Below are 25,556 nucleotides of genomic sequence, written 5' to 3'. Positions count from 1 at the left end.
CCGGCTCAGGCCAGCACCCAGGTGTCCTTCGCCCCGCCGCCGCGCGAGGAGTTCACGATCATCCCGCCGGGCGGGGCGACCCGCGACAGCGCCGCGGGCAGCACGTCGACCTCGGGCACCCCGCCGGCGCCGGGGGACTGCACCGCGAAGACCCGCAGGTCGACGGCCTGGGGCCGGAGGGCGCCGTCGGTGAAGGTGGGATGGGTGGAGATCCCGACGAGGTCCTGGGCGACCCAGCCGGCCGGGGTGTCCCGGATCGCCGCGGCCATCCGGTCCAGCTCGGCGCGCCCGGCGTGCGGGCCGATCACGATCCCGGCGCCGCCGTAGCCGTCGACGGGCTTGAGTACCAGCCGGTCGAGCCGGTCCAGGACCTGCTCACGGGCGAGCGGGTCGACGCAGGGCAGCGTCGGCACCGAGGCCAGCACCGGCTTCTCGCCGAGGTAGTAGCGGATCATCTCCGGCACGTAGGCGTAGACGAGCTTGTCGTCGGCGACGCCGTTGCCGGGCGCGTTGCGCAGCGCCACCCGCCCGCGGGCCATCGCCGCCCACAGCGCGCGGCCGAGCGGGCGGTGGTCGGCGCCGCGGGCGATCGCGAGCTCGTTCTCGTCCATCCGACGGTAGAGGGTGGTGATCCGGCGCCGCCGCCCACCGCCGACGAGGAACAGCGCGCCGTCGGTGACCTGCAGCCGGGCCGGGGTCACCAGCGGGACGTCCATGGCCTCGGCGAGCAGCCGGTGCTCGAAGAACGCCGGGTCCACCTCGCCCGCGGTCAGCAGCGCGGCCTCCCCGTCGGGTCCGTCGGGGTCGCCGGCCGCGAGCGCCGCCCGCAGCCGGTCCGGCACGTCGTCGAGGTGGCGCACCTCCGAGGGCGACTCCAGGTCGGGCAGCACGCTGCGGATCAGGCGCCGGCTCATCATCGAGAACCCGATGCCCGACGGGACGCGCAGGTTGTCCTCCAGCACGACCCAGCCGTCGGCGTCGTCGCGGACCAGGTCGATGCCGCCGACGGCGATCCGCACCGCGTCCGGCGGCACCAGCGCGCCCGAGCGGGTGCGGCCGGGGGCCTGCTCGACCACCGAGGCCGGGACGACCCGGTCGCGCACGATCTCGCGCCGGCCGTAGACGTCGCGCACGAAGCACTCCAGCGCCCGGATCCGCTGCTCCAGCCCGGACGCGAGGTGCGCCCAGTCGTGGCGCTCGATGATCCGCGGCACCAGGTCCAGCGGGAACAGCCGCTCGCCGTCGTGGCCGGGCTCGACGCCGGGGACCGGGAAGGTCACCCCGCGGGCGCGCTGCTCGGTGCGCAGCGCGTTCTCCGCCGCGGCCAGCCCGCGCGGGCCGAGCCGCTCCAGCGAGCGGAACAGCCAGCCGTAGCCGGGCCGGACGGCGCCGGTCGCGTCGACGGCCTCGTCGTAGCGGGGTGGGACGTAGCCGTCCAGCAGCTCCGGCGCGGACGGCACGGTCTCCGCCGGTGCCGACGGCGGCCGCTCGCCGTGGGTGCGGGCCAGCAGCTCGTCGACCACGTCGGTCAGCGACCCGCGACGCCCGAACGCGCGCCGTTGCGCCGCCGCGCCCGATCCGCGGGCCAGGACGCCCTCGGCCAGCTCGGCGACCTGCTCGTGGTCGCCGACCTCCTCCAGCCACGGCCGCAGGTCCTCCACCAGCGCGCGCAGCTGCACCGACGGGGAGCTCAGTGTCGGGGGACCGGCAGGGGCCCGGCCGATCTCGACGAGGTCGCCCTCCAGCCCGGACCGCGCGGCCCGCCAACCGGCCGCACGCAGCAGCTCGTACCGGGCGCGGGGCAGCGGCCTGCCCGCCTCGGTGTCGGCGCGGGCCCGCCCGACCAGCGCGCGGAACAGACCCGCGACCAGCACGACGTCGTCGACGTCGGGACAGGCGTCGCACAGCCGCAGCTCGACGGTCGGCAGGTGTGCGCTGGGTCGGACGTCGAAGTAGAGCATCCCGGCGTCGCTGATCGTCCCGGACGCGATGAGCTCGTCGATCATCGTGTCGTACTCGGCGGCGGTGGTGACGTCGCCGGGCGGCCCGGCGGTGGGCCAGCGCTGCCAGATCATGCTGCGGTAGCTGGCGTAGCCGGTGTCGTGGCCGCGCCAGTACGGCGAGCTGGCGGTGATGGCGAGCAGGGTCGGCAGGGCGGGGGAGACCCGGCGCGAGACCTGCACGGCGGTGTCGCGGTCGGGGACGTCGACGTGCACCTGCACCCCGCAGATGTGCTGCTCGCGCACCAGCATCTGGTACTCGTGCTGCATCCGCTCGTACCGGGCTCCGGCGGAGATGTCGTCGCCGGACAGGTCGACCAGCGGCACCGTCCCGGCCGCGACCACACCCAGCCCCAGCGGTTCGGCCGCCTCGCGCAGCCGGGTACGCAGGCGTCGCACGTGGGTGCGCAGCTCGTCCAGCGACGGCGTCGCGGGCGAGTTGGTCTCGACCAGCGACCGTTGCAGCTCGGGGAAGAACTCCGCCCCGTCCAGGTGCTCCAGCAACCGTTCCGCGTCGGGCGCGGCCCGGCGGTCGGCCAGGCCGACCACGTGGAACTCCTCCTCGACCCCCACCAGCGGCACGTTCCCCACGGCCGGTGACGCTAGGTGTCCGCTGTTACGTCCGTGTGTCCCGCGGCGATCGCGCCCGACGCCACTCCGTCCGGTGGTCCGTACGGCGGTATCCGGACGTCTGTCCGGACCAGTTCCCACCGGCTGTTCTCTCCAGCGTCTCCGGATCCGCCGACCCCACGGAGCCGCCCATGTCCGCCGGCCGCCGCGCGCGGGCCCGCAGCTTCGTCGAACCTCGCCACGCCGATGGGCGCCCCACCGCGGTCCGGCACCGGCGCGGCCCCATCACGGCGGGCTCGACCGGACGGGTGACGTGTGCCGACCACTGCGGCCGATCACCGCTGCCGCGGGCAGAGGATCCGTGAACTCGCTTACCGGGTAAGCGGATTCGTAGAGCGAACCGTGCCCACCCCGATATCGGGGTACACCGGCTCACGGCTCGGCCTGCACGGCCGACACGCGGTGGTCGGCAGACGGTCGGCGCGTGGAATCGCCTACCGGTCGAGCGAGTTCTCCGGGAGAGCACCCGGGACCACGGCGGCGGAGGCCTCGGCCGCCCGGGCGATCCGCAGCAGGTCCGCGTGCTGTGCCGCTGCCTCGTCGGGCGACAGGGGATCGCCGTGCCCCGGGACGAACACCCGTGTCCCGGTGGCGGCGGGGGCTGCGGCGACGTCGAGCAGCAGCCCCACGGCGGCCGCCCAGTCGCGGCGGTAGGAGTCCGGCCCGAACGACGGCGGTGCCCCGTTCTCCAGCAGGTCCCCGGCGAAGAGCACGCCCGCGTCCGGGACGTGCACCGCCAGGTCGTGTCCGGTGTGCGCGGGGCCGGGGTGCACGAGCTGCACGACGCGTCCGCCCAGGTCGAGCGTGTGCACGGAGGCCGGGCGGGGGCAGACCGGGCGGTCGGGGAGGACCGGGACGGTGGCGGCGAGCGCGTCGGCCGTCGCGGCGGCGGAGCTGCCGGATCCCCCGGAGCTCCCGGCGCTCCCGGCGTCACGGTAGTGCCGGGACCAGTGGGCGCGCTGGGCGGCGGCCGTCGCCAGCAGTGCACCCGCGCAGCCGGCCTGGGCGTACACCGGGGCGCCCGGGAACGCGGCGGTGCCGAAGCAGTGGTCGAAGTGGGCGTGGGTGAGGGCCACGACGGCCGGCAGGGCGGTCACCGCGCGCACCGCGGTGGCGAGCTCGGCGCCCTGGGCGGTGTCGCCGCGGGTGTCGATGACCAGGGCGGCGGACGTGCCGAGCACGAGACCGGTGGTCAGGTCGAGCTCGTGGTGCCGGCGGGCGAGTACCCCGTCGGCGAGCTCGAGCCAGCGCCCGTCCGACCGCTGCCCGCCCGACCGCTGCCCGTCCATCCGGTGATCCTCGCGCTCAGACCGCGATCGCGGTGGACCGGCCCAGGGCGTCGGTTCCCGGGCCGAGCAGCTCCGCGGTCCCGTGGGCCACGCGTTCCGCGGTCCAGGCGCAGGCCAGCGCGTCGAGGACGTCGTCGAGCCGGGCGGCGGTGGGCAGGTCACCGAGCGACGCGGCGGAGGGGACCCACTCCGACAGCGCCGCGACCCGCTGGCCCGCCCCGCGCGCGGTCTTCTTCGCCGCGAACGCACGCGACGGTGCCATGGTGCGGAACGTCAGCTCCGGGTGCGCCTCGACCACCGACGACGGCAGCCGCACCTGCTGGAACTCGCGGATCTTCCCGACGATGTACCAGGTCTGCAGGCTGATCTTCTTCCCCGTGACGGCCTGGGCGGCGGCGCAGGCCTCGTCGTAGGAGCCTGCGTCGAGCACCGGGGCGGGCGGGGTCGGGAACAGGGAGGACCGCGCCCGGCCCAGCCGCGCCGACGCGAGGATCTCGGCCTCGCGGCGCTGCGCACCGGCCGGGACCGACAGCGGGATGTCGATCCCGACGGCGTCGCACCCGGCCGTCGCGGCGAGTACCGACGCCGCGTCGGGGACCACCGTCCACGTCACCTCACGTGTCCGTCCGCTGCCGGAGAGCACGCACACCACCCAGCCACCCGGGACCCCGTCCACGCCGCTGATCCGCATGGGGGAGGATCGTGCCCCGTGCGCGTCTACCTGGGCAGTGACCACGCCGGTTTCGAGGTCAAGGGCAAGCTCGTCGAGTACCTGACCGAGCAGGGGATCGAGGCGATCGACGTCGGGGCTCCGACCTACGACGCCCTCGACGACTACCCCGCCTGGTGCATCGAGACCGCGCGGCGCGTGGTCGAGGACCCGGAGTCCCTCGGCATCGTGCTGGGCGGGTCCGGCAACGGCGAGCAGATCGCCGCCAACAAGGTGCAGGGCATCCGCGCCGCGCTGGCGTGGAACGAGGCCACCGCGACGCTCGCCCGCGAGCACAACGACGCCCAGATCATCGGTGTCGGCGCGCGGCAGCACAGCTTCGACGAGGTCGTCGCGATCGTCGACGCCTTCCTGGCCACCCCGTTCTCCGGCGACGCGCGCCACCAGCGGCGCATCGACCAGGTCCTCGACTACGAGCGGACCGGCGAGATCGAGCTCCCCGCGTCCTGACCCGGAGCCGGGATGCCCGAGGGACACACGCTGCACCGGCTGGCGCGGCTGCACCGGAAGCTGTTCGTGCGCCGGCCGGTCGGCGTGTCCAGCCCGCAGGGCCGTTTCGGAGCCTCTGCGGCGCTGCTCGACGGTGAGGTGATGACCGGGGCCGAGGCCCACGGCAAGCACCTGTTCCACCGCTACGGCCGCGACCGCGTCGTGCACGTCCACCTCGGGCTGTACGGCACGTTCGTCGAACAGCCGCTGCCCGCGCCGGAACCGGTCGGGCAGCTGCGGATGCGCCTGGTCGGGCAGACCCACTACGCGGACCTGCGCGGCCCGACCGCCTGTGAGCTCCTCACCTCGGCCGAGGCCCGCGCCCTGAGGGCCCGGCTGGGTGCGGACCCGCTGCGTCCCGACGCCGACCCGGACACGGTCTGGGCCCGCATCTCGGCCTCGCGCAGCCCGCTCGCGACGCTGCTGATGGACCAGAAGGTGCTCGCCGGCGTCGGGAACGTCTACCGCGCCGAGGTGCTGTTCCGGCACGGCCTGGACCCGCAGCTCCCGGGCCGGTCGCTGGACCGGGAGACGTGGGACGCGATGTGGGCCGACCTCGTCGTGCTCATGCGCGACGGCGTGCGGACCGGCCGTATCGACACCGTGCGTCCCGAGCACGACCCGCGCCGGCGCGGGCAGGCCGGACGGAAGGACCGGCACGGCGGCGAGGTCTACGTCTACCGCCGCACCGGGATGGACTGCCTCGTCTGCGGCACGCCGGTACGGCACGCCGAGCACCAGAACCGCAACCTGTTCTGGTGCCCGGCCTGCCAACCGTCGCGGGTCTAGGGTCGGACCCGTGGAGCAGAAGCCGATCGAGTGCTGGATGACCGACATGGACGGCGTCCTCGTCCGCGAGGGCAGCATCGTCCCGGGTGCGGACACGCTGCTGTCGCGGCTGCGGGACAAGGGCGTGCCGTTCCTGGTCCTGACCAACAACAGCATCCACACCCCCCGCGACCTGCGCTACCGGTTGCAGGCCACCGGCCTCGACGTGCCGGAGGAGTCGATCTGGACCTCCGCGCTCGCCACCGCCGCGTTCCTCGGCGAGCAGCGCCCGCAGGGCAGCGCCTACGTGATCGGCGAGGCCGGGCTGACCACCGCGCTGCACGACATCGGCTACGTCATCACCGACCGCAACCCCGACTACGTCGTGCTCGGCGAGACCCGCACCTACAGCTTCTCCTCGATCGCGACCGCGATGCGCCTGGTCGAGCAGGGTTCCCGGTTCGTCGCCACCAACCCCGACGCGACCGGCCCGTCCCCGGAGGGCATCCTCCCCGCGACCGGCTCGGTCGCCGCGATGATCTCCAAGGCCACCGGGGTCGACCCGTACTTCGTCGGCAAGCCGAACCCGCTGATGATGCGGGCCGCGCTCAACCGGCTCGGCGCGCACTCGGAGTCCACGGTCATGATCGGCGACCGGATGGACACCGACATCCTGGCCGGACTGGAGGCCGGGATGCGCACGGTGCTGGTGCTCTCGGGCATCACCAGGGAGCACGAGATCGACCGGTTCCCGTTCCGCCCGACGCGGGTCGTCTCCTCGGTCGCGGACCTGATCGACGACGTCTGATCCGCCCCCGGACCTGCGGGGTTGCGAACTACACCGATGTGGTTCACCCTCGAACACATGTACGGAGAACTGGTGTCCTGGCAGCGGTGCGCCGGCTGCGGCGCGGAGGCCGAGCTCCCCGGTGACGAGACGGCGGGCGTCGCCGTCCCGTGCCCGGACTGCCCCGGCTCGATGACCGAGGAGTTCAGCTGGGACTCGGTCGCGGCCTGAGCGGCCCGCTCAGACCTTGAACCCCAGTGCGCTGGGCTCGCCCCGGCGCAGCGCCGCGACGTGCTCGACGACCGTGGTCAGCGAGTGCAGGTCGTGGCCGTTGCGCATGGCCGAGACCAGCGCGCGCTCGGCGGCCTCGATGCCCTCGGCGGCGTCGACGACCTCGGCGAGCCGGTCCGGCGCGGCGATCAGCAGGCCGTCGTCGTCGCCGCACACCAGGTCGCCCGGGCTCACGACGAGCCCGCCGAACGACACCATCTCGTCGACGGTGCCCGGGTCGCTCGTGCTGCCCGAGGCCGGGCAGGTCCCGCGGGCGAACACCGGCAGTCCGATCCCGCGCAGCCCGCGGACGTCGCGGACCAGCCCGTCGACGACGATCCCGGCCAGCCCGCGCCGCTTCGCCTCGGTCGCGAACAGCTCACCGGACACGGCGCGGTGACCACCCCCTCCGGCGACCACGAGCACCGAGCCGGGGCGGGCCGCGGACAGCGCAGCGAACATCGGCAGGTGGTCGTCCACACAGGACACCGTCACCGCGGGCCCGGCCATCGACACGTCCGGCACCAGGGCCCGGATCGCGGGGTCCACCACGGGGAGCGACTTGTCGGCGTCGCAGATGGCGGACACCTGCAGCTCGCGCAGACGGTCCAGGAGGTCGGTCATGGACGTCATCCTGTCGCACCGTCCGCCGTTGCGCGCCGTCGAGCGTCCGCGGCGCGCGCGGCGATCTCCGAGCGGCGCACCTTCCCGGCGTCGTCGCGCAGCGGGTGGTCGACGACGTCGATGCTCCGTGGCTGTTTCGCCCTGCTCAGACGCCCGTCGAGGAACTCGCGAAGATCGTTCTCGATGCCCGGTTCGGCCTGTACGACGGCGTGCACGACGTGCCCGTAGTCGGAATCCGGCAGCCCGACGACGACGGCGTCCCGTACCCCGGGATGCGCGGTCAGCGCCGCCTCGACCTCCGCCGGGTACACGTTCGCGCCGCCGACGAGGATCATGTCCGAGCGCCGGTCGGCCAGGTACAGGTAGCCGTCGGCGTCCAGTGAGCCCATGTCGCCGAGCGACTCCCAGCCGTCGCGCTCGTGGGCGGAGGCGCCCAGGTAGTGGTACGTCGGCGCCCCGCCCGACCGCATCCAGATCTCACCGGTGACACCGGGGCCGAGCTCACGGCCGTCGTCGTCGCGGACGGTGATCTCGCCGCGGGTGACCCGCCCGACCGACCCCGGGTGGGCCAGCCAGTCGTGGCCGTCGATCGCGGTGCCGGCCTGCGACTCGGTGCCGGAGTAGATCTCGAACACCGTCTCCGCGCCGACCCGGTCGATCCAGCCGCGCTTGACCTCCGGCGGGCAGGGCGCGCCGACGTGCAGCACGGTCCGCAGGCTCCCGGTGTCGCAGGCGGCCCAGTCGGCGTCGGGCAGGCGCAGCATCCGGCTCATCATGGTCGGCACCGCGTAGAGCCAGGTGACGCCGTACGCGGGGATCATCGCGAGTGCGCGGGCGGCGTCGAACCGGCCCATGAGCACGACGTGGTGGCCCTGGAGCAACGCCATCAGCGTGAACATGAAGGGCGCGTTGTGGTGCAGCGGCGCGGTGCAGCCGAAGACGCCGTCGCGGTCGATGCGCAGCCCGTCGGCGCGGGCCAGGACCTGTTCGACGCAGGCGGCCTGACCGGCGACGATCACCTTCGGGGTACCGGTCGACCCGCCCGAGGTGGGGGCCTTCCAGCTGGGCCCGACGACGTCGGGGAGCGGGCCGTCGTCGTAGGAGCCGGCGGCGACCGGGGTGTCGACGACGAGCGCCGGCGCGGCGACGGCGAGCACCGCGTCGCGCTCGGCGGCGGGCAGCCGGGCCGACAGCGGCTGCGGCACCGCGCCGACCTTCCACGCCGCGACCGAGCTCTCGAGGTGCGCGGCGCTGTTCGGCAGCGCGATCGACACCAGGTCCCCGCGCCGCACCCCGCGGTCGGCGAACGCCCTGGCCAGACGGTTGGTGCGGGCGTCGAATTCCGCGCGGGTGCGCACCACACCGGGGCCGTTCGCGGTGTCCTCGGTGACCAGTGGGCGGTCCGGGTCGGCGTCGACGAGCGCACGCAGCCGGGCGGCGAGCGCGGTCGCGCCGGCGGGCACCTCGGGCTCGGGGAAGCGGGGCTCGCGGAGTCGTGCGGTCATGCGGTCCTCCCGGTGGTGCCGGTGACGGCGGCGTCGAGACGCTCGTCGTCGGGGACCGGTCCGCGGGCCAGCACGTACCGGGCCGCCAGCAGCGAGACGAGCACGATCACCAGCGAGTACCCCACGACGGGCACGATCGACCCGGTCGCGGCCAGCAGCGACTGCCCGACGAGCGGGGCGGTGCCGCCGAACAGCGTGCCCGCCAGCGCGTAGGACAGCGAGATCGCGGTGTAGCGCATCCGCGCGGGGAACGCCTCGGCCAGCATCCCGGCGAGGATCGCGTAGTACATCGTGTGCGGCAGCGTCGCGAGCGCCATGCCGAGCGCGGCCAGCCCGAAGCTGCCGGTGGAGATCAGCCAGAACATCACCGGGAACAGCGGCAGCTCGATCAGCAGCAGCGCGGTGACGACCTTCCGCGGGTTCCACCAGGTCGCCATGAACGCCCCGAGCGGCTGGGTGAAGAACTGCACGGTCGAGCTGATCAGCACGACGTTGAGGAACACCTGGCGGTCGAAGCCGAGGTCGTTGACCGCCCAGGACAGCGCGAACGTGTTCTTGAAGTACGCGGCCGCGGCCACCAGTGCGCACGCTCCCACCGAGACGACCACCAGCATCGTCCGCTCCCGCAGCAGCTCCGCGAGCGGGAACCGCGCCGTCGTGCCGCGCGACCGCATCGCGACCAGCGCCGGGCTCTCCTCGATCCGCAGCCGGATCACCAGCCCGACGACGACCAGCGCCGCCGACACGAGGAACGGCACGCGCCAGCCCCAGGACAGGAAGGCGTCCTCCGGCAGCATCGCGACGAGCGCGAACGAGCCGGTGGCGAGCATCTGCCCCGCCGGACTGCCCTGCTGGGCGAAGGCGCCGTAGAGGATCCGGCGGTTCTTCGACGCGTGCTCCGAGGCGATCAGCACCGCGCCGCCCCACTCCCCGCCGACGGCGAGCCCCTGTACGAGCCGGGCCACGACCAGCAGCACCGGGGCGAGGACGCCGATGTCGTCGTGGACGGGCAGCAGCCCGATCGCGAGCGTCGAGACGCCCATCAGCAGCAGCGTCGCGACCAGCGCGGTCTTGCGGCCGAGCCGGTCACCGAGGTGGCCGAAGACGATCCCGCCGATCGGCCGGGCGAGGAACCCGACCCAGAACGTGGCGAACGAGGCCAGCACACCGGCGGCGGGGGAGGCGTTCGGGAAGAACAGCGGCCCCAGCACCAGCGCGGCGGCGGTGCCGTAGATGTAGAAGTCGTACCACTCGATGGTGGTGCCGACGAACGAGGCGATCCCCGCCTTGCGGCGCATCGACGGTGTGCTCGTGCTCAACCCGGTGCCCCCTTGCACTCGTCGTGGAGCGACGGTCGCGACCACGCCGTCGTGACCACCGCCACGCAACGGTAGAACAGCATTGGGACGCCTTCGGGACGCTCTTGCTTCCGTTCCTGTCGTCGGATCGACATGATCGGAGGGTGGAGCTACGGCAGCTGGAGTCGTTCGTCGTCGTCGCCGAGGAGCTGCACTTCGGTCGGGCCGCGGCCCGCCTGCAGGTCTCGGGCCCGCCGCTGTCCCAGCAGATCCGCAGGCTCGAACGCGAGGTCGGCGCCACGCTGTTCGACCGCCACACCCGCGCCGTCGCCCTCACCCCGGCGGGGGCGGCGTTCCTGCCCCGGGCCCGCCGTGCCCTCGCCGCCGCGGACGAGGCCGTCGAGGCGGCGCGCGAGGCCGCCGCGGGCGGCACCGGCTCGGTCCGCCTCGGGTTCGCCGGACCCAGCTCCAACGCCTGGCTGTACCGGACCGCCCGCCGCTTCCGCGCGCACCGGCCGCAGGCCCGGCTGGTACTGGTCACCGGCCGGTTCTCCGGCGAGCTGGCCGAGGACCTGCGCACCGACCGGGTCGACGCCGCGCTGATCCGCACCCCGGTCGACGACGACGGCCTCGTCGTCCACGAGATCGACCGGCACCGACTCGTCGCCGCGCTGCCCGAGGAGCACCCGCTCGCCGGGCGGGACACGATCGACCTGGCGGAGCTGGCCCACGACCCGTTCGTCACCTACCCGGTCCGGCGGATGGCGGTCATGCGCACGTCGGTCGACGCGGCCTGCCTGCACGCCGGATTCCTGCCGCGCATCGAGCAGGAGGCCCCCGAGACGCACACCCTGCTGTCCCTGGTCGGGGCCGGTGTCGGGGTGGGGCTGGCGCTGGACGCGACGGCGGAGCTGCGCACACCGGGGGTGGTGCTGGTGCCGCTGACCGACCCGCCGGAGGTGCCGCTGGCGCTGGCGTGGAAGGCCGGTGCGGTGAACCCGGTCCTGGCGGGGCTGCTGGAGGCGGCCGGTGTGGGTGGGGCAATCGTGCGGGGGGTCGGGTCGGTCTGACCCCTGCCCTCCCGCCCCACCGGCTCAGCCGGTGGCCCCGGCCCGGTGCGGTGTCCGCACGGTCAGCCTCCTCCGGGCCGGCTCGCCCACCTTCACCGGAATCCCCTCCTGTCGGGCCGCCACGTCGTGGCGGCATGATGGACGGTGCCGCCTCCCGTCGCGTCAGGTGCAAGCCCCGGACGTCACCATCCCGTCGCGACACGCCGGGGCCTGCGACACGCCGGTCACGGATTCACCCCCGCGGGTGGTCGGCCCCCGCCCACGGTCCGGTCGGTCGATCACCCTTCGCATCGGCCGCCCCGGACGTGGGGACGGAGGGTGTCCGGCGTCCTGGGAGAACCGGTTCCGTCCGTTTCACACCACACTTTCGGTACCCGTGGTGATCGGGTCACTCGTTGGTGTCGCCGCCGTATCCCCGCCGGTGAGCGGCTGCCTACTGTCCGCTTGCCGTGACGCACAGGCGTCCCGGTGGTGCTCACGGGAATCGTGAGACACGTCCGTCCCACCGGACACGATCGGGGAGAAAGACATGCGCAGGAAGCTTGCGGTCACCGGCGTCGCCGTCATCGCCACCATGGTCGCCTTCAGCCCGCTGGCGTCGGCTGCGCCCGCGCCGAAGGACGACGACGGTGACTCCTTCGTCCAGGACGTCGGCAACACCCGGGGCGACCAGTTCGGCCTGGTGAACCTCGACGACGTCAACGTCCTCAACAACGCCAACGTCTGCCCGGGCGTCAACGCGGCTCTCGGCAACGTCCTCGGGATCCTCGGCGGCGGGGCGGCGCAGAACCGCGACAACCCGACGTCCTGCGACTGATTCCCGACGACGGCCTCCGCCCCCTGCCTCCCGCCGCCACGGGACGCAGGGGGCGGTTCCGTCCTGCCCGACGCCGGCCGGGACTCAGTGGAAGACGTAGTCCGACGGTTCGACGCGGCGGGTGCGCTCGTCGTACTCGCGCATGTAGCCGGGCCAGTTGGTGACGATGCGCCCGGTGTCGTCGCGGTACCAGGAGTCGCAGCGGGTCCACGCGGTGCCGGGGAAGCGGGCCTGGACCTCCTCGTCGTAGGCCTGCTCGACCTCGGGGCGGACCTCCACGCCGGACGCGCCGCGGCGGGCCGCCTCCTGCAGGGCCTCGCGGACGTAGCGGACCTGGTGCTCCAGGTACCGGACGATCGAGCCGCCGGAGGTGTTGGTGTTCGGGCCGTAGAGCACGAACAGCGACGGGAACCCGGGGACGGTCATGCCGAGGTAGGCGTGCGCGCCGTCGGACCACTCGGTGCGCAGCGACCGTCCCCCCGGGCCGCTGATCTCCATCGGGAACATGAAGTCGGTCGCCGCGAACCCGGTGCCCCAGATGATCGTGTCGACCTCGTGCAGCGTGCCGTCCTCGGTGCGCACCCCGGTGGGCTCGACGGCCGCGATGCGCGACGTCTCGACCTCGACGTTGGGCCGCTGCAGCGCGGGCAGCCAGTGCGAGCTGAACAGGATGCGCTTGCAGCCGAAGGTGTAGTCCGGCCAGACCTTGCGGCGGACCTCGGGGTCGCGCAGCTGGGCCCGCATGAACAGCGTCGCGTAGAGCCGCCCCAGCCTGCCCCAGGTGGCGGGGTGGCGGATCATCAGCGTCAGTGCCTCGCAGTACTCGGTGATGAACCGGCGTCGCGCGGCCTGCAGGCCGGGCACCCGCGCGATCGCGGCCCGCCACCACGCCGGGAACCTCCGGTTCCGTCGCGGCAGGAACCAGTTCCCGGACCGCTGGAACACCGTCATGTGCCCCACCTCGGGGGCGATCGCCGGCACGAACTGCACGGCGCTGGCTCCGGTCCCGATCACGGCGACGCGACGGCCGCGCAGGTCGTGGTCGTGGTCCCAGCGCGCGGAGTGGAACATCGTCCCGGCGAACGAGTCGACGCCGGGCAGGTCGGGGGACACCGGCCGGTTCAGCTGCCCGGTCGCGACGATCAGCACGTCGGGGGTCCAGGTGCGGCCGTCGTCGGCGGTGACCGTCCACGGTCCGTCGGCCTCGTCGCGCCGGGCGTCGACGATCCGCACACCGGTCTGCACCAGCTCGTCGACCCCGAACTCGGCGACGACGCCCCGCAGGTAGGCGAGGATCTCCGGCTGCGGTGAGCAGAGCCGCGACCAGTCGGTGCGCTGCGCGAACGAGTACGAGTACAGATGGCTCGGCACGTCGCAGGCGGCGCCCGGGTAGGTGTTGTGCAGCCAGGTACCGCCGATGCCGTCGGCGGCGTCGACGATCGTGACGTCGCGGATGCCGTGGGCCCGCAGCTCGATCGCGGCGGCGATGCCGCCGAACCCGGCGCCGACCACGAGAACGCTCGGTGCGTGCACGGGACCTCCCTGTCTCCGGAATGCAGCAGCGATCACCGTAGCGAGGCGGCCCGGGGCCCCGGGTGCCCGTCCCGGCCCGTGCGGGCCGTCTCCGACCTCACACGACGGGGCCGTGCGACCCGGCCCGCGACGGAGCACAGTGGAGGGCGAACGGCCGACACCGGGCCGGCCGGGAACGGAGCACAGTGATGAGCACCGTCGTCGTCGGCGTGGACGGATCGGACGCGGCCCTGGACGCCGTCGCGTGGGCGGCCCGCGAGGCCGCCGCCCGGCACGCCGACCTGCTGCTCGTGCAGGCCTTCGACGTGGCCGGGCTGTACGCGGACGCCGCCGTCGCACCCCTGCTCGACGACGTCGAGGAGTCGATCCGCGAGGAGTCCCGTGCGACCCTCGACGCGGCCCGGCACGCCGCCGCGCAGGCCGCACCCGAGGTCGCGGTCGACCTCGCGGAGGACCGGCGGGCGCCGTCGACGGCACTGGTCGAGCGGTCCGCCACGGCGGAGCTGCTGGTACTCGGGTCCGCCGGGCGCGGGGCGATGGGCACCGCGCTGGGGTCGGTGACCCTCGCCGTGGCCTCGCACGCGGGCTGCCCGGTCGTCGTCGTCCGCGGCACGTCGTCCAGCGGGCCGGTCCTGGTCGGGATCGACGGCGGCCCGCTGTCCGACGTCGCGCTGGAGCACGCCTTCGCCGCGGCCGCCGAGCACGGCACCGGGCTGGTCGTCCTGCACGCCTGGCACGACGGCCGGTCCCCGGCCCTGCGTGCGACCGGTGCGTTCGACCGGCTGCGCGAGGCCGAGGAGCGGGCGCTGGCCGAGCGGCTCGCCGGCTGGTCGGAGCGCTATCCCGACGTCGCCGTCGAGCGGGTGATCGAGCGCGCCGAGCCGGGACGGGTGCTGGCCCAGCGCAGCGGGGCGGCGCGGCTGGTCGTCGTCGCCACCCGGGGGCGGGGCGGGTTCACCGGGCTGCTGCTCGGCTCGACCGGGCTCGCGCTGGTCCAGCGCGCGGACTGCCCGGTGATGCTGGTCGGGCCCGCCGCGACGGCCTGAGCGGCTACGACCGCAGCGCGGCGGTGAGCGCGGCGACCGTGACGTCGCCGCGGTACTGCTCGCCGTTGACGAACAGGGTCGGCGTGCCGCGCACGCCCGAGCGCACCGCCGCGTTGAACCCGGCCTCCACGCGGTCCTCCGCCAGCCGCGTCGCCGGCCAGACGACCCGGTCCGGCCGCACCCCCGCGGCGACGGCGTGCTCCCGCAGGTCGTCCTGGCGCAGCCGCGGCGGACCGGGGGCGAACAGGGTGTCGTGCATCTCCCAGAACCGGCCGTCGAACCCGGCCATCTCCGCGGCGAGGGCGGCTGCGATGGCGTGCGGGTGCACCTCGTGCAGCGGGAAGTGCCGGAACGCGAACCGCAGCCGCCCCTCGAAGCGGTCACGGACCTCCTCCAGCACCGGTGCGGCGTCGCGGCAGTAGGGGCACTCGAAGTCGCCGTACTCCACCAGCGTCAGCTCGGCCTCGGGCGGGCCCAGGACGTGGTCGTACGGTCCGACGGGCGGGTCCAGGCTGATGGCGGCCTCCTCGTCGTGACCCGCGCAGGGCAGGATCAGCACATGGCGGTGGTGACCCTAGCCGAGCGCGGCGATCTCTCCGATGCCGCGAGGCGCTTCCTCGGGACCGAGTCCGGATCGGCGGTCCTGCTGGTCGGGGCGGCCGTCGTCGCGCTGCTGTGGGCCAACCTCGGCGGCGGGTACGAGACGTTCTGGCACACCCCGCTGGCCGTGTCGTTCGGGGAGTCCGCGCTCGACCTGGACCTGCGGCACTGGGTCAACGACGGCCTGATGGTGCTGTTCTTCCTCTCCGTCGGGCTCGAGATCGCCCGCGAGACGACGCTGGGCGAGCTGCGCGGGGTCCGCGCCCTGGCCGCACCGGCCGCGGCCGCGCTCGGTGGACTCGTCGTGCCCGCGCTGTTCTTCCTCGCGCTCAACGCCGGTGGCGAGGCGGCGGGTGCCTGGGGGATCGCGATCTCCACCGACACCGCGGTGATGCTGGGTGTGCTCGCGCTGCTCGGGCCGCGCTGCCCCGACCAGCTGCGGGTGTTCCTGCTGGCACTGGCCATCGTCGACGACATCGGCGCGGTGCTGGCCATCGCGCTGTTCTACACCGACGAGGTCGACCTGCTCGCGCTGCTCGTCGCCGTGGTGCTGCTCGCCGGGCTGCTCGCGCTGCGCTGGGTGCGGTTCTGGCGGACGCCGTTCTACGCCGTCGCCGGGATCCTGTGCTGGGTCGCGGTGCTGCGGTCGGGGGTGCACCCCAGCGTCGTCGGCGTGGCGCTCGGGCTGCTGGTCAACGCCTACGCCCCGCGCCGCACCGAGATGGTCGAGGCCGTCCGGATCGGGAAGAACTTCCTGCTCGACCCCACCCCGGAGCGGGCCCGCACCGCCCGCGCGGTCGCGGTCGCCGCCGTCTCCCCGAACGAACGGCTCCAGCAGGCCATCCAGCCGTGGAGCAGCTACGTCATCGTGCCGCTGTTCGTGCTCGCCAACGCCGGGGTGGTGCTGTCGTCGGAGACCCTGTCGGCCGCGGCGACGTCGATGCTCACCTGGGGCATCGTGCTCGGCCTGGTCGTGGGCAAGCCGATCGGCGTCGCCGCCGCGACCTGGATCGCGCTGCGCACCGGGCTGGGCCGGGTGCCCGACACGCTGCGCTGGGGTCAGCTGATGGGCGGTGCCGCGCTGTCGGGCATCGGGTTCACCGTCGCCCTGTTCGTCACCGAGCTCGCGCTCACCGACGAGCTGCTCGTCGCCGAAGCCAAGATCGGGATCCTGGCCGGGTCGGTCCTGGCCGCGCTGTCGGGCTGGCTGGTGTTCCGGCTGGCCGGGGAGCGGGGCGGGCAGTGCGCGCCGAGCGGGCTGCCGACGCTCCCGCCGCGCCCGTGGCGGCCGGCGGACTGAGCCGGCCCGGTCGCCACGGCCGCGTACGACGGCGGATCAGCCGGTGACGTCGCGCCCGATCAGCTGCCGGGCCACGATCCACTGCTGCAGCTCGTTCGCACCCTCGAAGATCTCCAGGATCTTCGCGTCCCGGTACATCTCCTCCAGCCGTACCGACTCCCCGGACTCCGACACCTGCCGCGCGAAGCCGAGTGCGCCGTGGATCTGGATGGCCTCGCGGACGAGGTCGTTGGCCAACCGGGTGCCGTAGGCCTTGGCCATTGCGGCCTCCGGCTCCGCGGAGCGATCGCCGCGGTCGAGCAGGGTCGCAGCCTTCTGGTAGAGCGTGCGGGCGCACTCGATCTCGGTGGCGCGCTGGGCCATCGTGAACTGCCAGTGCTGCATCGCGCCGAGCGGGCCGCCGAACACCTGGCGGGTACGCAGCCGCTGCACGGCCAGGTCCAGAGCCGCCTGGGCGACACCGACACCGGCGGCGCCGATCCCGATCCGGCCCCGGACCAGGGCCGACAGGGCGACGCCCAGCCCCGCCCCCCACTGGCCGAGCAGGTTCTCGGCAGGCACCCGGACGTCGTCGAACACGATGTCGGCGGTGATCTGGCCCCGGTGACCCATCTTCAGGTCGGGCGCACCGATCCGGACGCCGGGGCTGGACAGGTCGACCAGGAACATCGCGGCCCGGTCGCTGCCGGCCCCGGCGCGCACCAGCACCGAGACCCAGCCGGCGACGACGCTGTTGGTGATCCAGCGCTTGCGCCCGTTGAGCACGTAGTCGCCGTCGTCGGTCGGCTCGGCGACGGTCTGCATCCGCTCCGCGGTGAGGTCCGAGCTGGTGTCGGGCTCGGTCGTGGCGAAGGAGAAGGCGGTGCGGCCGCTGGTCAGCTCGGGGATCAGCCGGGCCCGCAGGTCGTCCGAGGCGTAGGTGAGCGTCTGCGGGACGAGGATGCACTGGCCGTCGTAGACGCCCGCCATCGAGCTCGAGTGGTAGGCGATCTCCTCGGTGACCGTGCAGGTGGCCAGCATCGGATGCATCAGACCTGCGCCGAAGTCGGCCCCGAACGGGACCTTGAACAGGCCCTCCTCGGCGAGCCCGCGGAAGACCTCCCAGGGGAAGCTGTCGGCGGACTCCTCGCGGGTACCGATGTCACGGGCGTGCGGGGCGAGCCGCTTCTCGACCGCGGCGCGCGCCGTCGCGCGGACCGCGACGATCTCCTCGGGCAGCCAGACGTCGTGGGTCATGTGGTCCTGCGTGCGCGGCACCGGGGTTCCGGTGGCCTGTCCCTGCTCGGTGATCGTCACGGCGGGTCCTTCCTCGGTCGACCGACCCACACTAACAGTCATTGCTGACTGTTAGTTGCCCGTGTCCGGCGCGGCCCGGCCGCCGGTCTCAGAGCGATGCGAGGATGTCGAAACCCGACCCGTCGGCGACGGCCATGTAGATGCGCTGCTCGGCGCGGCCGTCGCGTACGGTCACGGGTCCGCGCGGTCCGACGTAGTGGCACCGTCCGGCGGCCTCGGACAACCGGACCGCGTCGGTGGTGCCGACCCGGTTCACCAGAGCGGCGAGGACCCCGACGCCCTCGTAGCAGGACTCGCCGGGCGCGCACGGCAGCGGTGCGCCGGGGCCGAACCGGCGGGCGTAGCGGGCGCCGAAGGCCAGGCTCTCCGCGGTCGGGAGGGCCTCGAAGTAGCCGGCGGCGGTGAACACGTCCTGCGACGCCCCGGCCCCGGCGCAGGCCAGCATGCTCTCGTCCATCAACGGGGAGAACCGGGCGTACCGGCTCTCCAGCCCGCGCCGGGCGAACTCGCGGTGGAACGCGACGGCGTCGGAGCCGACGAGCAGCGTCAGGACCCCGTCGACGTCGAGGTCGGCCAGGTCGTCCAGCACCGCCCGGTGGTCCGAGGTGCCGAGCGGCACGAAACGGGTGTGGTCGAGCGTCGGCCCGCCGGACCCGTCGAGCGCGGCCCGGGTCCGCGCGATCGACCGGTGCGGCCAGCGGTAGTCGTTGCCGATCACCGCCCAGCGCCGGACGCCGATCTCCTGGGCCATCCACCGCAGCGCCGGGGTGAGCTGGATGTCCGGTGTCTCACCGATCGGGACGACACCCGGCGTGGTCTCACCGCCCTCGTAGAGCGCGGTGAACACGTACGGCACCAGTCCGCGCAGCGCCGACGCGAGCCGCACCCGCACCGGGGAGATGTGCCAGCCGACGACGGCGTCGATCGCCCCGGTCCGCGCCGCCTGCGCGACCGCCGTCGCCACCTGCTCCGGCGCCCCGGACCCGTCGAGGATCCGCAGGTGGACGGGGCGGTCGAGGACCCCGCCCACCGCGTTCAGTTCCTCGACGGCCAACCGGGCGCACAGGATGCACGACGGCCCGTAGATGCCGTCGGAGCCGGCCGAGGGCACGACGAGGCCGACGGTGAACGACGGTCTCGCAGTCGACGGCATCGGACGCACCCCCACGGACGCTTCGACGACCGGAACGCCGGCGCGGGGCGGGGTGTTCCCGCCGTCACACCGCGCGGGCCCACGGTCCTTCGGCCCTGAGCGGACCGGCGCCGCCCCACGAGGATCGACGGCGAGGAGGTGGCCGACGATGACGACCCGACGGACGGTCCCGGTGGTGCTGGCGGTCGCGGCGATGATGACGGTGCTCGCCGCACGGATGGCCCGCCGGACCGGGGCGTCCCCGGCCGAGGCGCGCGTGCCGCGGCCCGGCGACACCCTGCTGCCCCGTGCCGATCTGCAGTACGACCGCGCCCGTACCCTCGCCGCGCCGCCCGCCGAGGTGTGGCCGTGGATCGCGCAGCTCGGCCAGGACCGGGCCGGGTTCTACTCGTTCCAGGCCCTGGAGAACCTCGCCGGGTGCCGGATCACCGGCGCCGACCGCGTGCACCCGGAGTGGCAGCACGTCGAGCCGGGGGACCGGTTCCGGCTGCACCCCGACGTCGCGCTGCGGGTGGCCGCCGTCGAGCCCGGCGCCCACCTGGTGGTGACCTCCCGGGGCGGTGACGCACCCGGCCGCACAGACACCGCGATGACCTGGCTGTTCCACCTCGCGCCGGTCGCGCTGCCCGACGGCACGCCGGGCACCCGGCTGCACCTGCGTGAACGCTACGAGACCGGGGGTCTCGTGGAGCGGGCGGCGGCCCGGCTGACCGGCGTGGTCAGCGCGGTCATGACGTGGCGGATGCTCGGACGGCTCGCGGTGCTCGTGACCGGGGCGCCCGCGCACCCGTCCGGGTGGTCGGGGCCCGGCGTGCCGCTCGGCTCCCGCCTGCCGGCCTGATGCCTGGCAGGGTGGTCGGCCCAGAGGCGCTGAGCCGACCGGACCCGAAAGGACCTCGATGTCGCAGCCGTACACCTCCGACTCCAGCCGGATCGCGGCGATCCTCGCGCACCTCTCGGCGCCGATCGCCGCGATCCTCAGCGCCGGGCTGCTGAGCCTGGTCGGCCCGCTGCTGGTCTGGCTGGTGAAGAAGGACGACCCGTTCGCGCGGCGGGCCGCCGCCGGGGCGTTCAACTTCAACCTGTCGTTCTGGGTGCTGTTCATCCTCTGCTGGATCCTGATCTTCACCGTGGTCGGGATCGTGGTGGCGCTGCCGCTGATGCTCGTGCTGTTCGTGGTCTCCGCGTGGTGCCATATCAAGGGCGCGGTGCGGGCGTCGAACGACCGGCCCTACGACTACCCGTTCCAGCTGCGCGTGCTGTCCTGACGGGGTGGCCCTCAGGCGGCGTGGGCGGGAGTGAACGTCTCCCGGTGGATCAGGCGGGGGGCCATGCGGCGACGCTTGAACGCCCTGACCCCGGCCTCGACCATCCCCGGTGGCCCGCAGAGCCAGCCCGACCAGCCCCGGGCCGATCCGACGTCGTCCAGGAACAGGTCGGTCGGGAGTCCGGTGCGGTAGAACGTGCCGTCGGGCGGGCTCTCGTGGGAGAGCACGGGAACGACGTTGACGTTCGGGTGAGTCTCGGACAGACGGGTCAGGAGGTCCAGGTCGTAGAGATCGGCCGCACCGCGGACCCCGTGGTAGAGCAGGATCTCACGGCCCGGTCGACGGGCCAGTGCGGTCCTGACGACGCCCAGCAGGGGGGCCAGCCCCGTGCCGCCCCCGATCAGCACCATCGGCTCGCCGCCGTCGTCGTCCTCCGGGTCGAGGAAGAAGTCGCCCAGGGGCCCCGCGGCCCGGACCCGGTCGCCGACGGCGAGCCCGTCGAAGATCCAGCGTTCGGTGGCCGTCCCCCCGGGGACGAGGCGTACGTGCAGCTCGAGGACCTGGTCGTCGTCGGCGACGTTCGCCAGCGAGTACTGCCGACGAGCACCCGAGCCCGGGACCGTGAGCTCCACGTACTGTCCCGCGTGGAAGGCGAGCGGTTCGGTCAGATCCAGCCGCACCCGGCGGGTGTCCCGCGCCATGTCCTCGATGTCGACGACGACGGCGTCCAGATCACGCAGGGGGTGGGTCCGACGCCCCGCGCTCCCGCCGCCCGGCCCCGACGGTGCGACCTCCGCGTCGGAGCGGAGCCGGGCCTGGCAGGCGAGCGCCAGACCGGCGGCCCGCTCGTCCTCGGTCAACGTGCCGAGCGGCGAGTCCCGGTGGTCGACCTCGCCGCTCAGCACGCGCACCTTGCAGGTGCCGCAGGTGCCCTGGTTGCACGAGTTCGGCATCCACGCCCCGGCGCGGAGGAACGCGTCGAGGACCGACTGGTCCGGCCCGCACGCCACCCTCCGGCCGGAGACGGTCGCGGTGAACGCCATGCCCTCACACCTCCCACACGGTGTGCAGGGTGGTCGGACCACGGAATCCCCATCCCCAGAACTCGACGTCGGAGGACGTGTCGCGTTCCAGGTTCGGGATGGCCTCGAGCAGCTCCTCGAGCGCGATGCGCATGACGTGGTTGGCGTAGTAGATCCCGGCGCAGGCGTGGTTGCCCGCCCCGAAGGCCAGGTGCGGGAGCGGGGGCCGGTCGATGTCGAACCGGGTCGGCGCCGCGTACCGGTCGTCGTCGTGGTTGGCGGAACCGTAGGAGAGGATGACCGGGGTGCCGGCCGGGAGGTCCACGCCCGCGACCGTCACGGGCCGGGTCGAGATGCGTGCGGTGGCCGACCAGATCGGCGACGTCCAGCGCATCCCCTCCGAGACCGCTCGCGGGATCAACGCGGGGTCGTCGACGACCCGCTCCATCTGCTCGGGCTCGCCGAACAGCCCGACGAGGGTGGACGCGATCCCGTGTCCGGGCTCCTGCATCGCGCCGAGCAGGTACACGTAGACGGTCGGATAGATGTACTCGCGGTCGCGGGTGCGCCCGGGGGGCATGCCGTCGTGCAGCCAGTGGGAGATCGCGCTGTCGTCGGGGTGGGTGATCCAGTGGTCGATCAGCGGGTCGACCACGGCCTGAGTCCCTTTGCCCGGTCACCCTCGACGAAGCCCTCGGGGTTGGCGAACTCGCCGCTCTCGGTCATGGCCGCGTTGGTGAACGAGCGGTTGAGCTTCGCGAACCAGTCGCGCAGGACGTCGGACTCCACGTCGTGGAGCCCGAGGAGGTCACCGAGGGACCGCACACTGACCGGTTCGCAGTACTGCGCGACCAGCTCGGCGCGGCCGTCGTTCTCGAAGCTCTCCAGGTAGCGGCGGGCGATGGGACGGACGAGGTCCTCGACGTAGCGGTCGACCTCGACCGGTTGCAACGCGGGCTCGACCATCCCGCGCAGGTCGGCGTGGACGTCCCCGTTGACCCCGATGATCGCCGGGTGGCCGAAGGTGCGCCCGCCCGCCGGGGTGATGACGGCCTCGAAGGCGGCGCTCGTGGCCACCTCGCGGCAGACCTCCTCGGTGGACGCCACGTAGGAGCCCAGTACCGGGACGTAGGCGAGTGGTGCCTCGGCACGCAGACGCTCGTAGGTCGCGTACGGGTTCCGCTCGAGGTCGGACATCGTCACGTCGTCCAGCCACGAGAGGTCCGGGGTGCGGGCGTCGTTCACCGCCGTCATGGGGGTGGCTCCTTCACTGCGTCGGTTCGGGACGGCGAGAAGGTAGGCGGGGTCGTCGGGGGCTGACGACACCGATCGCGCGGTTTCGGTACCGATCGCGCGAGGAGTTCGAGCGTGATCGGTGTCGGATACGATCGAGGGCATGGCCGCACACAGGGGTGCGCCACCTCGGGACTGGGACCAGGTGTCGCAGAGCGTCGCTGACGTGTACTTCCCGCACGAGCTGACGCCCATCGGTCCTGGGAGCAGGCCTCGCCTCACCCTGCAGACACTCGATCTCGGCCCGGTTCTCCTCGGCTACGTCGGCTGGGGCGCCGACATCGCCATCGACTGCGACTATCCCGGGGCGTACGAGGTCAACATCCCGTTGACCGGTCACTTCGTCAGCCAGACCCGTCGCGGATCCTTGACCTCCGTCTCCGGCCAGGCGGCGGTCTTCCGGGCCGACAGCGCGTGCCGGATCACGCACTGGGACGCGACGTGCACCGTGCTGGGGGTCAAGTTCGACCGCACCTGGCTCGACCTCGAGGCGGAACGTGTGCTGGGCAGCGACCCCGTCCGGGTCGCCGGTGTCCTGCCCGACCAGCTCGATCTCGACCGGGGTGGAGGTGAGGACTGGCGGAGGCTGGTGAACAGTCTCGCCAGCCACCTTCGTCGCCCGTCGCTGTTCGCCGGCTCTCCCGTGGTCTCCGAGCAGCTGGCCGGCGCGGTGGCCGCGGGGTTCCTGCTGACGAGCTGCCCCGACCTGGGCACCGGGTCGCCCGCGCGGCCGCGCACCGTGTCCCGGGTCGTGGACGCGGTTCGGGACGACCCGGCCCGGCCCTGGACCGTGGCGGACATGGCGGTCCTCGGGGGCACCACCGTGCGACGACTGCAGGAGGGCTTCCAGGAGTGGATCGGATGCTCCCCGATGGAGCACCTCACGACCGTCCGCCTGCAACGGGCGAAGGCGGACCTGGAGAGCCGGACGTCGCACTCGGTCAGCGATGTCGCGGCGAACTGGGGGTTCTCGAGTCCGAGCCGGTTCGCAGCCGCATTCCGCCGTCGCTACGGCCTGTCGCCCTCGGAGTTCCGTCGGTACCACCGCCACGGCGGCTCCCACTGAGCACGTCGCCGCTGCGGGGGACGGCCGGACCACGGCTCGGTGCGGGCGCCGGCCGGGACCACCGGCCGTTGCCGGACGCTGTCGGATGCCGCTGTCGACCGCTTCCGGACCGCCGCGCACGGTGACGTCTCCGCTGGTCGGGGTGGCGGGATTTGAACCCACGGCCCCTCGCTCCCAAAGCGAGTGCGCTACCAAGCTGCGCCACACCCCGTCGGCCGGAGTCTAGCCGGGGGCGTCACCCCACCGCGCAGCGCTCCACGCGAGGTGGTCGGGCCCGCACGATCGGGTGACACGTGAACGCGGCCACTGCGAGGTCCGTAGAGACGGGCAAGAACGACGAACCTCGTGAACCTCTCGGAAAGGACCCACCCCGATGCGTCGCACCCTGCCCCGTCTCGCCGCCGTCACCGCCGCGACCGCCCTCGGCTTCGCCGCGACCGCGGGCGTCGCCTTCGCCCAGCAGGCGGACGTGCCCGAGCCGGACTCGTTCACCAGCATGTACACCGTGATGGCCACCCCTGACACCATCATCAACAACGACGGCGCGTCGGTCCCCGGCCAGCCGGGTGCCACCGGAGAGTTCAACTTCCGGATCAACTCCGACGACGAGGTCATCTGCTACGACATCACGCTGCGCGGCGTCACCGGCGAGTACCAGAGCCCGGCCGCGACCGCGACGCACATCCACGAGGCGGCCGCCGGCCAGCCCGGCCCGCCGCGGATCTCGTTCCCGAACCCCCAGGGTGACGGCGACGTCCGCACCTCGTCCGGCTGCATGCAGGGCCCCTTCACCACCGGGCTCGAGGGTGACAACGGCCAGGACACCGGCACCGGCTTCTCGCTCAAGCAGATCGAGGCGAACCCGGCCGGGTTCACCGGCGACACGCACACCGCCGAGTTCGCCGCGGGCACCGTCCGTGGGCAGCTGCAAGAGGTCCCGATGGGTGGCGTCGAGACCGGCGCCGGTGGCGCGTCCGACTCCACCGCTCTCTACGCGATCGGCGCCGCCGGCGTCGCCGCGGCCGCCGGTGCGGGCATCGTGATGGTCCGCCGGGGTCGTGCGCAGAGCTGAGACCGCGCGTGACCGGCGCCCGGGAGCCCTGCTGCTCCCGGGCGTCGTCGCGTTGCTCCTCCTCCTCGCAGGCTGCGCCGCGCCGGCCGCACCCGCCGCGCCCGAGCGCCCGGCAGGCCCGGTCACGCAGGAGCCGGTCGTCGCCGAGCCGGGGGAGGCCGCGGTGCCGACCTCGGTGCGGATCCCGGCCATCGGGGTCGACGAGCCGGGTCTGGTGCGTCTCGGCGTCGCCGCGGACAACACCGCCGAGGTCCCGCAGGACTTCGACCGTGTCGGCTGGTTCGACCGCGGCGGCAACCCCGGACCGACTGTCCTGATGGGACACGTCGACTCGCGCAGCGGGCCCGCGGTCTTCTTCGACCTGCGCGACCTCGGACCGGGTGACGTCGTCGAGGTCGGTCGCAGCGACGGCACGACCCTGCGCTACGCGATCGAGCGGACCCAGCAGGTTCCGAAGGACGCGTTCCCGACCTTCGAGGTGTTCGGCGCGGCGTCCCCGGACCTGCTGCGCCTGGTGACCTGCGCGGGCGACTTCGACCGCGGCGAGCGCAGCTACGTCGACAATTTCGTCGTGCACGCCCGCATGCTCTGACCGTTGCCCGACGCGCCGTGCGGTCCGGTTCCGCCCGT

The 25,556-nt window shown here is 73.7% G+C and carries 26 protein-coding genes and 1 tRNA gene; 13 read left to right on the top strand and 14 right to left on the bottom strand.

Annotated elements, in window-relative coordinates; genetic code table 11:
- Positions 1 to 5: 5 nt before the first annotated feature.
- The 3 genes from ATL51_RS10325 to ATL51_RS10315 all read right to left on the bottom strand — a co-directional run bounded on the left by ATL51_RS10325 (position 6) and on the right by ATL51_RS10315 (position 4,610).
- Positions 6 to 2,591, bottom strand: coding sequence for a carboxylate--amine ligase/circularly permuted type 2 ATP-grasp protein (locus tag ATL51_RS10325; protein WP_100878490.1), 2,586 nt, complete (start codon positions 2,589 to 2,591; stop codon positions 6 to 8).
- Positions 2,592 to 3,064: 473 nt separating this feature from the next.
- The gene (locus ATL51_RS10320; protein ID WP_073575571.1) at positions 3,065 to 3,919 is read right to left on the bottom strand and encodes an MBL fold metallo-hydrolase; all 855 of its coding nucleotides are present in this window, start codon (positions 3,917 to 3,919) and stop codon (positions 3,065 to 3,067) included.
- 16 nt (positions 3,920 to 3,935) lie between these two features.
- The gene (locus ATL51_RS10315) at positions 3,936 to 4,610 is read right to left on the bottom strand and encodes a DUF429 domain-containing protein (protein WP_073575572.1); all 675 of its coding nucleotides are present in this window, start codon (positions 4,608 to 4,610) and stop codon (positions 3,936 to 3,938) included.
- Between the two features lie 18 nt (positions 4,611 to 4,628).
- Here ATL51_RS10315 and ATL51_RS10310 point away from each other — a divergent pair, with 18 nt between their 5' ends.
- Genes ATL51_RS10310 through ATL51_RS28125 form a run of 4 tightly spaced genes read left to right on the top strand, consistent with a single transcriptional unit; the run spans position 4,629 to position 6,924 of the window.
- Positions 4,629 to 5,099 carry a ribose-5-phosphate isomerase gene (locus tag ATL51_RS10310; RefSeq protein ID WP_073575573.1) on the top strand — a complete coding sequence of 157 codons (471 nt, stop codon included), beginning with the start codon at positions 4,629 to 4,631 and terminating at the stop codon, positions 5,097 to 5,099.
- A 12-nt stretch (positions 5,100 to 5,111) separates the two neighbouring features.
- On the top strand, positions 5,112 to 5,927 hold the full coding sequence (locus tag ATL51_RS10305) for an Fpg/Nei family DNA glycosylase (protein WP_100878489.1): 816 nt from the start codon (positions 5,112 to 5,114) through the stop codon (positions 5,925 to 5,927).
- A gap of 46 nt (positions 5,928 to 5,973) precedes the next feature.
- The gene (locus tag ATL51_RS10300; protein WP_208623135.1) at positions 5,974 to 6,714 is read left to right on the top strand and encodes an HAD-IIA family hydrolase; all 741 of its coding nucleotides are present in this window, start codon (positions 5,974 to 5,976) and stop codon (positions 6,712 to 6,714) included.
- Between the two features lie 57 nt (positions 6,715 to 6,771).
- Positions 6,772 to 6,924, top strand: coding sequence for a hypothetical protein (locus ATL51_RS28125; RefSeq protein ID WP_157818307.1), 153 nt, complete (start codon positions 6,772 to 6,774; stop codon positions 6,922 to 6,924).
- Between the two features lie 9 nt (positions 6,925 to 6,933).
- On the opposite strand, the gene ATL51_RS10295 is transcribed toward ATL51_RS28125, so the two are convergent.
- The 3 genes from ATL51_RS10295 to ATL51_RS10285 are packed head-to-tail and all read right to left on the bottom strand — an operon-like array spanning position 6,934 to position 10,411.
- Entirely contained in the window at positions 6,934 to 7,587 is a 654-nt protein-coding gene (locus ATL51_RS10295) for an RraA family protein (RefSeq protein ID WP_237453574.1), read from the bottom strand.
- Between the two features lie 5 nt (positions 7,588 to 7,592).
- Entirely contained in the window at positions 7,593 to 9,092 is a 1,500-nt protein-coding gene (locus tag ATL51_RS10290) for an AMP-binding protein (protein ID WP_100878488.1), read from the bottom strand.
- The gene (locus ATL51_RS10285; protein ID WP_237454191.1) at positions 9,089 to 10,411 is read right to left on the bottom strand and encodes an MFS transporter; all 1,323 of its coding nucleotides are present in this window, start codon (positions 10,409 to 10,411) and stop codon (positions 9,089 to 9,091) included. Before ATL51_RS10285 ends, ATL51_RS10290 begins: the two co-directional genes overlap by 4 nt.
- A gap of 143 nt (positions 10,412 to 10,554) precedes the next feature.
- Here ATL51_RS10285 and ATL51_RS10280 point away from each other — a divergent pair, with 143 nt between their 5' ends.
- Together ATL51_RS10280 and ATL51_RS10275 are read left to right on the top strand one after the other, a co-directional pair.
- A complete protein-coding gene (locus ATL51_RS10280) occupies positions 10,555 to 11,460 on the top strand; it encodes a LysR family transcriptional regulator (protein ID WP_167409986.1) in 906 nt (301 codons plus the stop codon).
- 529 nt (positions 11,461 to 11,989) lie between these two features.
- Complete coding sequence (locus ATL51_RS10275) at positions 11,990 to 12,277, top strand: hypothetical protein (protein ID WP_073575578.1); 288 nt, start codon at positions 11,990 to 11,992, stop codon at positions 12,275 to 12,277.
- Positions 12,278 to 12,361: 84 nt separating this feature from the next.
- Here the strand turns inward: ATL51_RS10275 and ATL51_RS10270 are convergent, their stop codons facing one another.
- A complete protein-coding gene (locus tag ATL51_RS10270) occupies positions 12,362 to 13,810 on the bottom strand; it encodes a flavin-containing monooxygenase (protein ID WP_073575579.1) in 1,449 nt (482 codons plus the stop codon).
- Between the two features lie 188 nt (positions 13,811 to 13,998).
- On the opposite strand from ATL51_RS10270, the gene ATL51_RS10265 reads away from it, so the two are divergent.
- The gene (locus ATL51_RS10265) at positions 13,999 to 14,856 is read left to right on the top strand and encodes a universal stress protein (protein ID WP_100878486.1); all 858 of its coding nucleotides are present in this window, start codon (positions 13,999 to 14,001) and stop codon (positions 14,854 to 14,856) included.
- Between the two features lie 4 nt (positions 14,857 to 14,860).
- Here ATL51_RS10265 and ATL51_RS10260 read toward each other — a convergent pair whose 3' ends face one another.
- Complete coding sequence (locus tag ATL51_RS10260; protein WP_301548983.1) at positions 14,861 to 15,415, bottom strand: DsbA family protein; 555 nt, start codon at positions 15,413 to 15,415, stop codon at positions 14,861 to 14,863.
- Between ATL51_RS10260 and nhaA the strand changes: the two genes are divergently transcribed.
- Positions 15,416 to 16,756: a Na+/H+ antiporter NhaA gene (gene nhaA / locus ATL51_RS10255; protein WP_100878485.1), complete on the top strand. Its 1,341-nt coding sequence runs from the start codon at positions 15,416 to 15,418 to the stop codon at positions 16,754 to 16,756.
- A 36-nt stretch (positions 16,757 to 16,792) separates the two neighbouring features.
- On the opposite strand, the gene ATL51_RS10250 is transcribed toward nhaA, so the two are convergent.
- Together ATL51_RS10250 and ATL51_RS10245 are read right to left on the bottom strand one after the other, a co-directional pair.
- Positions 16,793 to 18,052: an acyl-CoA dehydrogenase family protein gene (locus ATL51_RS10250; protein WP_301548982.1), complete on the bottom strand. Its 1,260-nt coding sequence runs from the start codon at positions 18,050 to 18,052 to the stop codon at positions 16,793 to 16,795.
- Between the two features lie 88 nt (positions 18,053 to 18,140).
- Positions 18,141 to 19,205, bottom strand: a complete 1,065-nt coding sequence (locus tag ATL51_RS10245) for a substrate-binding domain-containing protein (RefSeq protein ID WP_100880619.1) — start codon at positions 19,203 to 19,205, stop codon at positions 18,141 to 18,143.
- Between the two features lie 148 nt (positions 19,206 to 19,353).
- On the opposite strand from ATL51_RS10245, the gene ATL51_RS10240 reads away from it, so the two are divergent.
- Both ATL51_RS10240 and ATL51_RS10235 read left to right on the top strand, forming a co-directional pair.
- Positions 19,354 to 20,046 carry a hypothetical protein gene (locus ATL51_RS10240; RefSeq protein ID WP_174565870.1) on the top strand — a complete coding sequence of 231 codons (693 nt, stop codon included), beginning with the start codon at positions 19,354 to 19,356 and terminating at the stop codon, positions 20,044 to 20,046.
- 58 nt (positions 20,047 to 20,104) lie between these two features.
- Positions 20,105 to 20,473: a DUF4870 domain-containing protein gene (locus ATL51_RS10235; protein WP_073575584.1), complete on the top strand. Its 369-nt coding sequence runs from the start codon at positions 20,105 to 20,107 to the stop codon at positions 20,471 to 20,473.
- A gap of 11 nt (positions 20,474 to 20,484) precedes the next feature.
- On the opposite strand, the gene ATL51_RS10230 is transcribed toward ATL51_RS10235, so the two are convergent.
- From ATL51_RS10230 to ATL51_RS29375, 3 genes are read right to left on the bottom strand one after another with little or no spacing between them, the layout of a single operon-like run.
- Entirely contained in the window at positions 20,485 to 21,516 is a 1,032-nt protein-coding gene (locus tag ATL51_RS10230; RefSeq protein ID WP_073575585.1) for a 2Fe-2S iron-sulfur cluster-binding protein, read from the bottom strand.
- A gap of 4 nt (positions 21,517 to 21,520) precedes the next feature.
- Complete coding sequence (locus ATL51_RS29380) at positions 21,521 to 22,150, bottom strand: cytochrome P450 (RefSeq protein ID WP_301548981.1); 630 nt, start codon at positions 22,148 to 22,150, stop codon at positions 21,521 to 21,523.
- Positions 22,135 to 22,749, bottom strand: a complete 615-nt coding sequence (locus tag ATL51_RS29375; RefSeq protein ID WP_301548980.1) for a cytochrome P450 family protein — start codon at positions 22,747 to 22,749, stop codon at positions 22,135 to 22,137. Before ATL51_RS29375 ends, ATL51_RS29380 begins: the two co-directional genes overlap by 16 nt.
- Positions 22,750 to 22,891: 142 nt before the next feature.
- Between ATL51_RS29375 and ATL51_RS10220 the strand changes: the two genes are divergently transcribed.
- Complete coding sequence (locus tag ATL51_RS10220) at positions 22,892 to 23,854, top strand: AraC family transcriptional regulator (RefSeq protein WP_073575601.1); 963 nt, start codon at positions 22,892 to 22,894, stop codon at positions 23,852 to 23,854.
- 134 nt (positions 23,855 to 23,988) lie between these two features.
- On the opposite strand, the gene ATL51_RS10215 is transcribed toward ATL51_RS10220, so the two are convergent.
- A tRNA-Pro gene (locus ATL51_RS10215) sits at positions 23,989 to 24,065 on the bottom strand.
- A 162-nt stretch (positions 24,066 to 24,227) separates the two neighbouring features.
- Here ATL51_RS10215 and ATL51_RS10210 point away from each other — a divergent pair.
- Both ATL51_RS10210 and ATL51_RS10205 read left to right on the top strand, forming a co-directional pair.
- The gene (locus ATL51_RS10210; protein WP_073575587.1) at positions 24,228 to 24,926 is read left to right on the top strand and encodes a CHRD domain-containing protein; all 699 of its coding nucleotides are present in this window, start codon (positions 24,228 to 24,230) and stop codon (positions 24,924 to 24,926) included.
- Positions 24,913 to 25,518: a class F sortase gene (locus ATL51_RS10205; RefSeq protein ID WP_100878484.1), complete on the top strand. Its 606-nt coding sequence runs from the start codon at positions 24,913 to 24,915 to the stop codon at positions 25,516 to 25,518. The genes ATL51_RS10210 and ATL51_RS10205 overlap by 14 nt, the downstream gene beginning before the upstream one ends.
- Positions 25,519 to 25,556: the final 38 nt, after the last annotated feature.

The organism is Pseudonocardia alni, assembly GCF_002813375.1.
Taxonomy (GTDB): domain Bacteria; phylum Actinomycetota; class Actinomycetes; order Mycobacteriales; family Pseudonocardiaceae; genus Pseudonocardia; species Pseudonocardia alni.
Note: the sequence above shows the minus strand (reverse complement) of the source record. Positions and strands in the feature narration are given on the sequence as shown.

Excerpts from the sequence above, each read along its gene's own strand:
- ATL51_RS10295 (WP_237453574.1), bottom strand. The coding sequence starts at position 7,587 with ATGACCGACCTCCTGGACCGTCTGCGCGAGCTGCAGGTGTCCGCCATC.
- ATL51_RS10315 (WP_073575572.1), bottom strand. The coding sequence starts at position 4,610 with ATGCGGATCAGCGGCGTGGACGGGGTCCCGGGTGGCTGGGTGGTGTGC.
- ATL51_RS28125 (WP_157818307.1), top strand. The coding sequence starts at position 6,772 with ATGTACGGAGAACTGGTGTCCTGGCAGCGGTGCGCCGGCTGCGGCGCG.
- ATL51_RS10275 (WP_073575578.1), top strand. The coding sequence starts at position 11,990 with ATGCGCAGGAAGCTTGCGGTCACCGGCGTCGCCGTCATCGCCACCATG.
- ATL51_RS10245 (WP_100880619.1), bottom strand. The coding sequence starts at position 19,205 with ATGCCGTCGACTGCGAGACCGTCGTTCACCGTCGGCCTCGTCGTGCCC.
- ATL51_RS10305 (WP_100878489.1), top strand. The coding sequence starts at position 5,112 with ATGCCCGAGGGACACACGCTGCACCGGCTGGCGCGGCTGCACCGGAAG.
- ATL51_RS10290 (WP_100878488.1), bottom strand. The coding sequence starts at position 9,092 with ATGACCGCACGACTCCGCGAGCCCCGCTTCCCCGAGCCCGAGGTGCCC.
- ATL51_RS10300 (WP_208623135.1), top strand. The coding sequence starts at position 5,974 with ATGGACGGCGTCCTCGTCCGCGAGGGCAGCATCGTCCCGGGTGCGGAC.
- ATL51_RS10235 (WP_073575584.1), top strand. The coding sequence starts at position 20,105 with ATGTCGCAGCCGTACACCTCCGACTCCAGCCGGATCGCGGCGATCCTC.
- ATL51_RS10230 (WP_073575585.1), bottom strand. The coding sequence starts at position 21,516 with ATGGCGTTCACCGCGACCGTCTCCGGCCGGAGGGTGGCGTGCGGGCCG.
- ATL51_RS10240 (WP_174565870.1), top strand. The coding sequence starts at position 19,354 with ATGACGACCCGACGGACGGTCCCGGTGGTGCTGGCGGTCGCGGCGATG.
- ATL51_RS10210 (WP_073575587.1), top strand. The coding sequence starts at position 24,228 with ATGCGTCGCACCCTGCCCCGTCTCGCCGCCGTCACCGCCGCGACCGCC.
- nhaA (WP_100878485.1), top strand. The coding sequence starts at position 15,416 with ATGGCGGTGGTGACCCTAGCCGAGCGCGGCGATCTCTCCGATGCCGCG.
- ATL51_RS10320 (WP_073575571.1), bottom strand. The coding sequence starts at position 3,919 with ATGGACGGGCAGCGGTCGGGCGGGCAGCGGTCGGACGGGCGCTGGCTC.
- ATL51_RS29375 (WP_301548980.1), bottom strand. The coding sequence starts at position 22,749 with ATGACGGCGGTGAACGACGCCCGCACCCCGGACCTCTCGTGGCTGGAC.
- ATL51_RS10220 (WP_073575601.1), top strand. The coding sequence starts at position 22,892 with ATGGCCGCACACAGGGGTGCGCCACCTCGGGACTGGGACCAGGTGTCG.
- ATL51_RS10265 (WP_100878486.1), top strand. The coding sequence starts at position 13,999 with ATGAGCACCGTCGTCGTCGGCGTGGACGGATCGGACGCGGCCCTGGAC.